The following is an 11,818-nucleotide window of genomic DNA, read 5'->3' as shown; positions in this document are numbered from 1 at the left end:
TATGCAAACCGCGGCCCGGGCCGTTCGCGCGGCATCCGGTTCCGCACGGCATCACGCTCCCGTCGCGCTCCCTTCGCGCTCTATACGGCATCCCGTACGACCGGACAGCTCATGCAGCGCGGGCCGCCCCGTCCCCGCCCCAGCTCGCTGCCCGGGATCTCGATCACCTCGATGCCCTGTTTGCGCAGATGCGTGTTGGTGGTGGAGTTCCGCTCGTAGGCGACGACCACGCCCGGTTCGACGGCGAGCACGTTGCAGCCGTCGTCCCACTGCTCGCGCTCGGCGGCGTGCACGTCCTGGGTGGCGGTGAGGACCCGGATCTCGCTGAGCCCGAGCGCGGCGGCGATCGCGCGGTGCATGTGCTCCGGCGGGTGGTCGGTGACCTTCAGCTCCTTCTCGCCGACGCCCGGCTCGATGGTGTAGGAGCGCAGCATGCCGAGCCCGGCGTACTGGGTGAACACATCGCCGTCGACCATGGTCATCACGGTGTCGAGGTGCATCAGCGCCCGCCGCTTGGGCATGTCGAGGGCCACGATCGTCTCCGCGGAGCCCGCGGCGAACAGCTTGTGCGCCAGCATCTCGACGGCCTGCGGGGTGGTCCGCTCGCTCATGCCGATGAGCACGGCGCCGTTGCCGATGACGAGCACGTCCCCGCCCTCGATGGTCGACGGGTAGTCGGCCTGCCCCTCGGACCAGATGTGGAACCCCTCGTCCCGGAAGAGCGGGTGGTGCCGGTAGATCGCCTCGAAGTGCACGGTCTCGCGCTGCCGGGCGGGCCAGCGCATGGCGTTGATGGACACGCCGTCGTAGATCCAGGCGGAGGTGTCCCGGGTGAAGAGGTGGTTGGGCAGCGGGTCGAGCAGGAAGTCGTCGAGGTCCATGACGTGGAAGCGCACCGAGGTCGGCTCCGCGTGCGCGTCCAGGAACTCCCGCTTGGTCATCCCGCCGACCAGCGCCTCGGCCAGCTCCCGGGTGGACAGCGCCTCGAAGGCCGCACGGAGGTGGTCGGTGGCCAGCGGGCCGTACTCCTTCTCGTCGAAGACCCGGTCCAGTACGAGCGTCCGCGCCGCCGGGATCTCCAGGGCCTCGGTGAGCAGCTCGCCGAACAGGTGGACGGTGACGCCGCGGTCGCGCAGCACGTCGGCGAAGCCGTCGTGCTCGGCGCGCGCCCGGCGCACCCACAGGACGTCGTCGAAGAGCAGGGCGTCCTTGTTGCTGGGGGTGAGCCTTTTGAGCTCTAGATCGGGCCGGTGCAGGATGACGCGGCGCAGCCGCCCGGCCTCGGAGTCGACATGGAATCCCATGCCTCCATCCTGACCATTCGCGCTCCTGTTCACCCCCGTTTCTGCGGGGCCGCCCCTGACACCGGGCCGGCCCGCGTCCAGGACGCGGGCCGGCACACCGGAGGCGGCCGGCTACAGCCGCGGGTCCACCGGCTCCGACTCGAGAGCCAGCACCCCGAACACCGCCTCGTGCACCCGCCACAGCGGCTCCCCCTCGGCCAGCCGGTCCAGGGCCTCCAGGCCGAGCGCGTACTCCCGCAGCGCCAGCGACCGCTTGTGGTTCAAGAACCGCGAGCGCAGGCGGGCCAGGTTGTCCGGGCGCGTGTACTCGGGACCGTAGATGATCCGCAGGTACTCACGGCCGCGGCACTTGATGCCGGGCTGCACGAGGCGGCCCTGCTCCGAGCGCACCAGCGCGCCGAGCGGCTTGACGACCATGCCCTCGCCGCCCCGGCCGGTCATCTCCAGCCACCAGTCGACGCCGGCCCGCACCGACTCGGGGTCGCCGGTGTCGACGTACAGCCGCCGGGTGGTCTGAAGGAGACCGGTGCCGTCGTGCTCGACGAGGCGGTCGAGCAGGGCGAGCTGCTGGTCGTGCGGCAGGGCGGCGAGGCTGCGGCCCTGTACGGCGAGGACCTGGAACGGTGCCAGGCGTACGCCGTCCAGGCCGTCCGTGGTCCAGCAGTAGCGCCGGTACGCCGCCGTGAACGCCGCAGCCTCGGCCGCCCGTTCGCGCTGGCGGGCGAGCAGGCCGGTGACGTCGACGCCGCGGGCCGCCGCGCCCTCCAGGGCGGCCACCGCCCCCGGGAACACGGCGCCGGAAGCGGCGCCGACCGCGGCGTACTGACTGCGCAGCAGCCCGGACGCCTTCAGCGACCACGGCATCAGTTCCGCGTCGAGCAGCAGCCACTCGGTGTCGAGTTCCGCGAACAGGCCCGCCGACTCGACCGCCGACCTGAGCCGTCCCAGGATCTCCTCGGTGACCGAGTCGTCGTCGAAGAAGGGGCGGCCGGTGCGGGTGTAGAGCGACCCGGTGGGACCGTCCACGCCGAACCGCTTGCGCGCCGCCTCCGCGTCCCGGCACACCAGCGCCACCGCCCGCGAGCCCATGTGCTTCTCCTCGCACACGACGCGCTCCACGCCGTCGTCCCGGTACTGGGCGAAGGCCTCGGCCGGGTGCTCCAGGAAACCGTCCCGGTGCGAGGTGGCCGTGGGAGCCATGGTCGGCGGAAGGTAGGGCAGCAGCCGAGGGTCGACCGCGAAACGGCTCATCACCTCGAGTGCCGCCGCCGCGTTCTCCTCACGGACGCCGATCCGCCCGGCGTGCCGGGTCTCCACGACCCGCCGGCCGTGCACGTCCGCCAGGTCCAGCGGCCGTCCGTCCTGCCCGCCCGGCGCCTCGGAGCGCAGCGGCTTCGTCGGCTCGTACCAGACCCGCTCGGCCGGTACGTCGACCAGTTCCCGCTCCGGCCAGCGCAGCGCGGTGAGCTTGCCGCCGAAGACGGCGCCGGTGTCGAGGCAGATCGTGTTGTTCAGCCAGGTGGCCTCCGGGACCGGGGTGTGGCCGTAGACCACGGCCGCCCGGCCGCGGTAGTCCTCGGCCCACGGGTAGCGCACCGGCAGCCCGAACTCGTCGGTCTCCCCGGTGGTGTCGCCGTACAGGGCGTGGCTGCGGACCCGGCCGGAGGTGCGGCCGTGGTACTTCTCCGGCAGACCGGCGTGGCAGACGACCAGCTTGCCGCCGTCGAGGACGTAGTGGCTGACCAGCCCGTCGAGGAACTCCCGTACTTCCTGTCTGAACTCCTCGCTCTCGCCCTCCATCTGCGCGATGGTCTCGGCGAGCCCGTGGGTGTGCTGGACCTTGCGGCCGCGCAGGTACCGCCCGTACTTGTTCTCGTGGTTGCCGGGCACGCAGAGCGCGTCGCCGGACCGCACCATCGACATCACGCGGCGCAGCACGCCCGGGCTGTCCGGGCCGCGGTCGACGAGGTCGCCGACGAAGACCGCCGTACGGCCGTCGGGGTGCACCCCGTCGACGTAGCCCAGCTTCCCGAGCAGCGCCTCCAGTTCGGCGGCGCAGCCGTGGACGTCACCGACGATGTCGAACGGGCCGGTGAGGTGGGTGAGGTCGTTGAAACGCTTTTCGGTGACGACGGTGGCGCTCTCCACCTCCGCCGTCCCGCGCAGCACGTGCACCTTGCGGAAGCCCTCGCGCTCCAGGTGACGCAGGGAGCGGCGGAGCTCGCGGACGTGCCGCTGGATCACGCGTCGCGGCATGTCCGCCCGGTCGGTGCGGGCCGCGTTGCGCTCGGCGCACACCTCCTCGGGCACGTCGAGGACGATGGCGATGGGTAGCACGTCGAACTTCCGGGCGAGCTCGACCAGCTGCCGCCGGGCGTCCGGCTGCACGCTGGTCGCGTCGACGACCGTGCGGCGGCCGGCGGCGAGCCGCTTGCCGGCGATGTAGTGCAGGACGTCGAAGGCGTCCCGGGTCGCGCTCTGGTCGTTCTCGTCGTCGGAGACCAGGCCCCGGCAGAAGTCGGAGGAGATCACCTCGGTGGGCTTGAAGTGCCGGCGGGCGAAGGTGGACTTGCCGGAGCCGGAGGCGCCGACGAGGACCACGAGGGAGAGGTCGGTGACGGGCAGGGTGCGCCCGGGGGTGTCGACGGTCATGCGGCCTTCTCCTCCTTCGCGGTGACAGCGGTACCGGCCGTGCTCATCGAGAAGACGGCCATCTGCGTGGGCGGTCCCACCTCGGGGTCGTCCGGCCCGACCGGCCGGAACTCCACCTCGTAACCGTGCCGTTCGGCGACGGTCAGCGCCCACCGGCGGAATTCGGCACGCGTCCACTCGAAGCGGTGGTCGCCGTGCCGGACGTGCCCGGCCGGGAGGGTCTCCCAGCGGACGTTGTACTCGACGTTGGGGGTGGTCACGAGCACCGTGCGGGGGCGGGCGGCGCCGAACACCGCGTACTCCAGGGCGGGCAGCCGGGGCAGGTCGACGTGCTCGATCACCTCGCTGAGCACGGCGGCGTCGTAGCCCTTGAGGCGCTTGTCCGTGTAGGCGAGCGAGCCCTGGACGAGCCTCACCCGCGCGGCCTGCCGCTCGCCCATGCGGTCCAGCTTCAGCCGCCGGGAGGCGATGGTGAGCGCGCGCACCGACACGTCGACGCCGACGATCTCGGTGAAGCGCGCGTCCTTGAGCAGCGCCTGCACCAACTGGCCCTGGCCGCAGCCCAGGTCGAGGACCCGTGCGGCACCCGACTCCTGGAGCGCGGCCACGATCGCCTCCCGCCGCTGCACGGCGAGCGGCGTCGGCTTCTCGGCCTCCTCCGTCTCGGCCTCGACCGCGTTGTCGATGTCCTCCACCTCGCTGTCGTCGGCCTCCGCCAGCCGCACGAGCTCCAGTCGCTCCATCGCCCGACGGGTCAGCGACCAGCGGCGCGAGAGGTAACGGCTGGTGATCAGCTTCTGCTCCGGGTGGTCGGGCAGCCAGCCCTCGCCGGCCCGCAGCAGCTTGTCGACCTCGTCGGAGGAGACCCAGTAGTGCTTGGCGTCGTCGAGGACAGGGAGCAGGACGTAGAGGTGGCGCAGGGCGCGCGCCAGGGTGAGCCGCGAGGACTCCAGGACGAGACGCACGTACCGCGAGTCGCCCCACTCGGGGAACTCGGTGTCCAGCGCCACGGGTTCGGCGGTCACCGTCCAGCCCAGCGGCTCGAAGAGACGGTGGACGAGGCCGGGGCCGCCGCGGGCGGGCAGTGCGGGCACCTCCACGCGCAGCGGAAGCGGCTCGGCGGCGCGTTCGGGGCGGGCGGCGCACACCCCGCGCATCGCGCTGGAGAAGACGCCGCTCAGCGCGACGGCGAGCAGGGAGGACGCCGCGTACGGGCGGTCGTTGACGTACTGCGCCAGTGCCGCGTCGGGTGCGCCGCCCCGGCCCTTGCCCTTGCCGCGCCGGACCAGTGCCACCGCGTCCACCTCCAGCAGCAGCGCCGCCGTGCAGCGTTCGGCGTCGGCCTCGGGGTAGAGGACGTGCGCCTTGCCGTAGGAGGTGGAGAACGCCTGCGCCTTGTCGGGGTGCTTGTGCAGCAGGTACCCGAGGTCGGTCGCGGGGCGTTCGGGGGTGCCGGTGGTACTGATCGTCAGGAACACGGTGATTGCCTCGGAAGGGTGCCGAAGTGCGGGGACACGCCCGCGGGTCCCTGACAACGTACAGACAAGTCGGCCGGATCACCTGGGGATTTCCGCTCGGCCGGGGCTCGGCGGGGCTCGGCGGGGGACTTGGCGGGACTCGGCCGGGGACTTGGCGGGACTCGGCCGGGCTCGGCTGTGGCAGGGCCGTGTGACCGGAGGGGTGGGTTCCGTCACGGCTCGAGGGGCCGGCGCCGCTCGGCTCGGCGTCTGTGGCGAGCGGTGGTTCGGCCTCCGTCTGCCCCACCGTCGCGTCGTGGGCGGGGTCGCTGGTCCTCGCGGCGCCGCTGTGACCGCGTCCGGGCGAGAGCTGCCCGGCGCCGGCGTCCCCGCGTGCGTCGGCCCCGCCGTCGCGTTCCTCGCCCTGTCCGCCGCCGCGCTCGCCGTCGGCGCGGGTCTCGCGTCCGAGCCGAGATGGGGCGGCAGGAGCGGGGCGGGTGCGGGCGCGGCGACGGGCCGGGCGCGGCGACGGGGCCGGCGGCGCGGCCGGCTCGGCGACCAGCCCGGCTCGACTCGGCTCGGCTCGGCTCGGCTCGGCGACGGGCCGGGTGCGGGGTCCTGCCTCAGGCATGTCCGCCGGTTACGACAGCTGGGACTGGACCTCCGCGGAGATCAGCTCCATGTGGTCCAGGTCGTGGAGGTCGAGGAGCTGGAGGTAGACACGGCTGCAGCCGATCTCGGCGTAGCGGCCGATCTTGTCCACGACCTCGGCCGGGGAACCCGCCAGGCCGTTGAGCTTCAGTTCGTCGACCTCGCGGCCGATCGCGGCGGCACGGCGGGCGACCTCCTGGTCGTCCCTGCCGACGCAGACGACGAGGGCGTTGGAGTAGACGAGGTCGTCACCCTTGCGGCCCGCCTCCTCCGCGGCGGCGCGGACCCGGCCGAACTGCCGCTCGCTGTCCTCGACGGAGGCGAACGGCATGTTGAACTCGTCGGCGTACCGCGCGGCCAGCCTGGGCGTGCGGGTCGCGCCGTGGCCGCCGATGAGAACCGGGATCTTGGGCTGGGCCGGCTTGGGCAGCGCGGGCGAGTCCGTGAGCTCGTAGTACGTGCCGTGGAAGTCGAAGGTCCGGCCGACCTCCGTCGCCCACAGTCCGGTGACGATCTCCAACTGCTCCTCGAGACGGCCGAACTTCTCCTTCGGGAAGGGGATGCCGTACGCGGTGTGCTCTTCCTCGAACCAGCCCGCGCCCAGCCCGAGTTCGACCCGGCCGCCGGACATCTGGTCGACCTGTGCGACCTGGATGGCGAGCACGCCGGGCAGTCGGAAGGTGCCGGCGGTCATCAGTGTGCCGAGCCGGATGCGCTTGGTCTCGCGGGCCAGTCCGGCGAGGGTGATCCAGGCGTCGGTGGGGCCGGGCAGGCCGTCCACGGACCCCATCTTCAGGTAGTGGTCGGAGCGGAAGAAGGCGTCGAAGCCCAGGTCCTCGGTGGCCTTCGCGACGGTGAGCAGGGTGTCGTAGGTCGCCCCCTGCTGGGGCTCGGTGAAGATTCGAAGATCCATGCCTCCATCCTGCCTGTTCGGGCCGCCGGGCACCTCCTCGGTCCCGGTGGCCGTCGCGCGGGGCGCCACCCCGTCCCCGCCGAGGGTGAAATGCGTCAAAGCGCTTCACGGGTGCGCGGCCGCGCCAGTGACCCGCCCCAGTGGTGATCGTTGGCTCGGGCGGAGCCGGACCGCCCGGCGCCCGCACCGGCCGGTCGACGCCGTCGACGCCGGGGTGACACCCGCACCGGCCTCCCCGGGGGGGCCAGGGCCGAGGAGGCCGTCATGTCGGAAGAGACCGTGCCGCAGCAGGGCGGGGCCGACGCCCAGCCGAAGGGGCTGCTGCAGCAGATGGAGGAGCTGATGGCGACGCTGAACGCGGACCTGTCGGCCCTGGACGCGGATCTTCAGGCGGCGGGCACCAACAGATCGGCTCCACCGGCGCCGGCGGAGCGGGCGGTCGAGCCACCTGAAGGGCTGGGCCGGATCTGACGTCCAGGGCCTGTCGGATCAGGCCACAGGGATTCGACGGTGCCGGCCGGCGTCTGCGGCGTGATCCACACGACAGGCCCTAGCCCGCCTCCCGTGCGGGTACGGCCTGTTCGCGGTCCGCCAGCTTGCGCAGCAGCTCCAGGACCCGGTCCCGCGACTCGTCCGCCGCGTCGATGGCCTCCATGCATTGCCAGTACGTCCCCTCGTCGGGAGCGGCGCAGGTGATGCCGACGAGGGCTATGCCCACCTCGCCGAGCAGACTGCCCAGGTGGAGCAGGGCCTGGCGGACGTCGCCCAGTTCGGTGAGCTGGGCCGCGCGCAGCTCACCGGGGGCCAGCTCCGGGGCGTCCAGCACTCCGCAGCCGCGGCCCGCCAGTTCCGTCAACCCCAATGCTTCACCGCGCAGTTCAGGCGGACCGAAGACCGCGAGACGGCTGCCGATCGCCTGAGCGAGGGCCTGTGCCTGCCACACCTCCGTCATGATCTCGGCGACCTCACCGCTTCCCGCCAGGGCACGCCTGCTCGTCAGGATGAGTCGCACCGCGTCCATGCGCTGCCCCCGTCTGTCCCGACGCGCTCTCTCCGCACGTCTGCCCGAACCTACCCGGTTCACTACCCAGCGTGAGGGCGCCTGAGACGAAAAGCTAGAGGAAGACGGAAATCTGTGGACAACAATTCGGCCGCGGTTCGGATTTCGGATACACAGAGTGAAAGTGGAGCACCGCACTCCCGCCCCTGATACGGCCCCGCGGCGGGCGGCCTCACGGGCCGTCCGGTGCCGGGAACCGCTCCTCGTTGCGGTCGATCTTCGCGGCGAGTGCGGCCAGTGGGTCGATGCCGAGCACCTCGCACAGCTGGAGCAGATACGCCAGCACGTCGGCGACCTCGTCCCTGACGCGGTGCGCGGTGCCGGGGTCGGCCATGACACGGGCCGACTCCTCGGGCGTCAACCACTGGAAGATCTCGACGAGTTCGGAGGCCTCGACGCTGAGCGCGGCGACCAGGTTCTTGGGCGTGTGGTACGGCTGCCAGTGCCGCGCGGCGGCGAAAGCGGCGAGCCGGCGCTGGAGGGCGGCCAGGTCCGGGGGTTGGGGGCGGTCGGGATGTCCGGGCCGATCGGGATGCCTGGGCTGATCGGGCTGTTCGGACGGATCGGGATGCCTGGGCTGATCGGGCTGTTCGGGCCGATCGGACGGATCGGGATGCCCGGGCTGATCGGGCTGTTCGGGCTGTTCGGGCTGCGCTGTCACGGCTTCAGGTGTACCACCGTGATCCCGTCCTCCTCCGCCGCCCAGGAGGCGTCGCTCACCGCGCCGACGCAGCGGATGTGCCCGCGCTCGCCCATCCGGGCCGCCAGCCGCAGCAGTTCGGTGCGTTGCGGCACGTCGAGCGCGCGGTCGAAGCCGTCGGCGAGCACCGTGAGCGTCTGCAACGCGGCGGGCACCTCACCGACCGGGTCGACCTCGAGGACACCGGGCCCCGTGAAGAGGACCAGGGCGAGCGCGAGGTAGCGCAACTCCCCGTCGCCCAGCCGCCCGAAGCCGGTCCGGTACCCGTCGCCGCGGTCGAGGCTCCCCCGGATCGTGCCGTCGGCCGCCGGTTCGGCCAGGACGTCCACGACGTTCCCGGCGCAGCCGGCCCGTACCGCCGCGACGAACTGCCCGTGCCGCCGCCCGCACTCCTCCCTGGTCCGGAACAGCACTTCGGCAAGGTTCGCGCAGCCGCCGAGGAGACGTCCGGAACCGGCCGGCACGGGGGCGCGCATCCGCTCGGGCAGCGGGTCGCAGGCGAACACCGACCGCAGGGCCACCACCATCTGCTCGGCGGCGGCGAGCACCTGCCGCTGCCCGTCGGTCTTGCCCGCCACGCGCAACGGCAGCAGCGCGGTGCCGAGCCGGTCGTCGGGCAGCGGGGCCCGCGTCACGGGCGCCGATCCCCCGGTGTGCCAGGCGGCCTGCACGGCGCGCCGGCCGGGATCCCGCAGCGCGGTCTCCAGCAGGACCAGCGGACCGGAGGTCAACCGTTCGCCGACGACGCGCAGTTCCGGTTCGGCCTGCACGGCGACGTCGAGCCGTACCGGCCCCTCGGGACCGTCCGCCGTGCAGCCGATCCGGAAACCGCGCCGCCGCTGGGCGTCCGGCCGCGCCCGCTCCGGCACGCAGGCGAGCGGGTCGGGGAACACCTCCTGGAGGCAAGCCCCACCGCCGAGCCGGGCCAGCGCCTGGTACGCCCGCAGCGCGGTCGTCTTGCCGGAACCGCTTGGCCCGGCGAGCAGCGTGCACGGCCCCAGGGGGAAGCCTGCCCCTCGGTGCCCGGCGAACGCGGACAGCCGCAACTCCGTGACGCACGGCCGCTCCGGACACCCCCGGCCCGGCGGGTAGGGGTTGCGGGGCGGGGAGGTGGTGGGGGGAGCGGTCATGTCCGGACCGTAGAAGACGCCGAGGCGGCGGAACCGTTCCGCCTGTCGCACCTTCCTACGATCGGGCGACGACGACCCGCGTCCTTGCCCCGGCGCGGCCCACCCCTTGTCCCGGGGATGGGACCGTCACACCCCCGGAACGCCCGCCGCCCCCTCCATCAGTCCCTGGACCTCGGTCCCGGGCGGCGTCAGCAGGAACACGTTGCGGTCCACGCGGTGCATCCCGCTCGACCGGCCGAAGACGACGCCGGTGCTGAAGTCCAGCACGCGCTTGGCGACTTCGGTCTCGGCGCCGGTGAGGTCCAGGAGGACCGGGATGCCTGCCATGAGGGTCTCGGCGACCTCGCGGGCGTCCGCGAAGACGTTGACGCGCAGGACGACGAACCGGCGGCGGGTCTCGGTCTCCGCGTCCGGCAGGGCCCGGTGGCCCACCGCCGACGGCCAGGCGTCCCGGCCCCGCAGCGGCACGACCTGGGCGAGCCCCTCCCACTGTTCATCGGTGACGTCGTGGCGGTTCACCGGCTCCCCCCGATCTGCCTCGCACTCATCGCCTGCACCAGTCAATTCTTACGCCATGTCACCCGTTCGGCCGAACAGCGACACGGTCCGCGACCGCCCCGACCGCCCCGACCGCCCCGACCGCCGCGGTCGGTCGTCGTGCCGGCCGGGAGCGAAGGGCCGTGAGCGCGGACAAAGGGGCACGGTCGTACGTGACAGGCCGTTGTCAGTGGCCCCGGCTAGTGTGCCGAGCAATGACCGTCCGGTCCCTTCGGGAGGTTCTCATGGCTTCGCGGCTCAACCCCTATCTCGTCTTCGAAGGCGACGCCCGTCAGGCGATGGAGTTCTACAAGGAGGTCTTCGGCGGCACGCTGTCGCTGAACACCTACGGCGAGATCGGCGGCCGGTCGGGCGCCGCCGACGCCGACAAGATCATGCACGGCATGTTGGAGTCGCCGAGCGGGTTCACGCTGATGGGCGCGGACACCCCGCCCGGCGAGGACTACCGCCGCGGCAACGCGTACTCGATCAGCCTGAGCGGCGACGACGAGGCCGAACTGCGCGGCTACTGGGAGCAGTTGTCGGCCGGCGGCTCGGTGTCCGTGCCGCTGGAGAAACAGATGTGGGGCGACGTGTTCGGCATGTGCACGGACCGCTTCGGCGTCGCCTGGATGGTCAACATCACCGAGCGGCAGGGCTGACCGGGTCGCGCGGGAGCCGGACCAACGCCGTGACGTGACGAGCGACGCCGGATCGGGGCCCCGGTCCGGCGGGCTGCCGACCCGAGCCGGGCTGCTTGGCGTCGCACGCTTCGGGTACAGCCTCTGAAAGGGGGACTTCGACCCGCCCGGAGCTTACTGAAAGTGATGTTTTCGTGACCCACCTCGGCGGCCCCGGCGACGATCAGGCGAAGGGATCGGCTGACGGTCCGGAGGCCGTCGCGCCGGACATCGCGGATGCCGTGGAGAACCTGGCGAACCTGTGGTCGCTGTCGGCGCAGGGCGCCGCGCTGCGCCTGTCGTTGCACCAGTTGCGGGCGTTGCGGGCGCTGGAGGTGGCACCGGGGCTCAATCTGACGGGGCTGGCGGAGCGGCTGGACATAGGGCTTCCGACGGCCAGCCGGCTGTGCGACCGGCTGGAGGCGGCGGGGCTGATGGAGCGGGCGCTGCATCCGCACCGGCGGCGTGAGGTGCGGCTGAGTCTGACGGCCCATGGCCGGCACGTGCTCGACGATGTGGCGGAGCGGCGGGCACGGGCGCTGGGGGCGACGCTGGCGGGGATGGAGCCGGCCGAACGGGACGCGCTCAGCCGGGGGCTGCGGGCGTTCCTGGCGACCCGGACACAGCAGGCGCCGCTGCCGGGGGACGCGGCGCCCGACACCTGAACCGGACGAACCGGTGCCGACCCATGGAGGAATCCGGTTCGGTGGCCGTCCGGGCTCCCGCCACCTCCC

11 protein-coding genes are annotated in these 11,818 nt (G+C 72.7%); 3 read left to right on the top strand and 8 right to left on the bottom strand.

Going from position 1 to position 11,818, the window contains the following annotated elements:
• Nucleotides 1–80: 80 nt before the first annotated feature.
• The 4 genes from IPT68_RS28065 to IPT68_RS28050 form a co-directional block, all read right to left on the bottom strand.
• Nucleotides 81–1,304: an arginine deiminase gene (locus tag IPT68_RS28065; RefSeq protein WP_189698636.1), complete on the bottom strand. Its 1,224-nt coding sequence runs from the start codon at nucleotides 1,302–1,304 to the stop codon at nucleotides 81–83.
• Between the two features lie 111 nt (nucleotides 1,305–1,415).
• Nucleotides 1,416–3,956, bottom strand: coding sequence for a polynucleotide kinase-phosphatase (locus IPT68_RS28060; RefSeq protein ID WP_189698635.1), 2,541 nt, complete (start codon nucleotides 3,954–3,956; stop codon nucleotides 1,416–1,418).
• Nucleotides 3,953–5,434, bottom strand: a complete 1,482-nt coding sequence (locus IPT68_RS28055) for a 3' terminal RNA ribose 2'-O-methyltransferase Hen1 (RefSeq protein WP_189698634.1) — start codon at nucleotides 5,432–5,434, stop codon at nucleotides 3,953–3,955. The genes IPT68_RS28060 and IPT68_RS28055 overlap by 4 nt, the downstream gene beginning before the upstream one ends.
• 619 nt (nucleotides 5,435–6,053) lie before the next feature.
• Entirely contained in the window at nucleotides 6,054–6,977 is a 924-nt protein-coding gene (locus IPT68_RS28050) for an LLM class F420-dependent oxidoreductase (RefSeq protein WP_189698633.1), read from the bottom strand.
• Nucleotides 6,978–7,241: 264 nt separating this feature from the next.
• On the opposite strand from IPT68_RS28050, the gene IPT68_RS28045 reads away from it, so the two are divergent.
• Nucleotides 7,242–7,448, top strand: coding sequence for a hypothetical protein (locus IPT68_RS28045; RefSeq protein WP_189698632.1), 207 nt, complete (start codon nucleotides 7,242–7,244; stop codon nucleotides 7,446–7,448).
• A gap of 79 nt (nucleotides 7,449–7,527) precedes the next feature.
• Here the strand turns inward: IPT68_RS28045 and IPT68_RS28040 are convergent, their stop codons facing one another.
• The 4 genes from IPT68_RS28040 to IPT68_RS28025 all read right to left on the bottom strand — a co-directional run bounded on the left by IPT68_RS28040 (nucleotide 7,528) and on the right by IPT68_RS28025 (nucleotide 10,386).
• Complete coding sequence (locus IPT68_RS28040) at nucleotides 7,528–7,998, bottom strand: DUF6099 family protein (RefSeq protein ID WP_189698631.1); 471 nt, start codon at nucleotides 7,996–7,998, stop codon at nucleotides 7,528–7,530.
• A gap of 211 nt (nucleotides 7,999–8,209) precedes the next feature.
• The gene (locus tag IPT68_RS28035) at nucleotides 8,210–8,527 is read right to left on the bottom strand and encodes a nucleotide pyrophosphohydrolase (protein WP_189698753.1); all 318 of its coding nucleotides are present in this window, start codon (nucleotides 8,525–8,527) and stop codon (nucleotides 8,210–8,212) included.
• 167 nt (nucleotides 8,528–8,694) lie between these two features.
• Nucleotides 8,695–9,867 (bottom strand): AAA family ATPase, encoded by a 1,173-nt coding sequence (locus IPT68_RS28030; RefSeq protein WP_189698630.1) that lies wholly within the window; start codon nucleotides 9,865–9,867, stop codon nucleotides 8,695–8,697.
• A gap of 126 nt (nucleotides 9,868–9,993) precedes the next feature.
• A complete protein-coding gene (locus IPT68_RS28025) occupies nucleotides 9,994–10,386 on the bottom strand; it encodes a cell division protein SepF (protein WP_189698629.1) in 393 nt (130 codons plus the stop codon).
• 263 nt (nucleotides 10,387–10,649) lie between these two features.
• Here IPT68_RS28025 and IPT68_RS28020 point away from each other — a divergent pair, with 263 nt between their 5' ends.
• Nucleotides 10,650–11,066, top strand: a complete 417-nt coding sequence (locus IPT68_RS28020) for a VOC family protein (protein WP_189698628.1) — start codon at nucleotides 10,650–10,652, stop codon at nucleotides 11,064–11,066.
• Between the two features lie 173 nt (nucleotides 11,067–11,239).
• On the top strand, nucleotides 11,240–11,749 hold the full coding sequence (locus tag IPT68_RS28015; RefSeq protein WP_189698627.1) for a MarR family winged helix-turn-helix transcriptional regulator: 510 nt from the start codon (nucleotides 11,240–11,242) through the stop codon (nucleotides 11,747–11,749).
• Nucleotides 11,750–11,818: the final 69 nt, after the last annotated feature.

The organism is Streptomyces chromofuscus (assembly GCF_015160875.1).
Taxonomy (GTDB): Bacteria; Actinomycetota; Actinomycetes; order Streptomycetales; family Streptomycetaceae; genus Streptomyces; species Streptomyces chromofuscus.
This window is presented reverse-complemented; position numbering and strand designations above follow the sequence as displayed.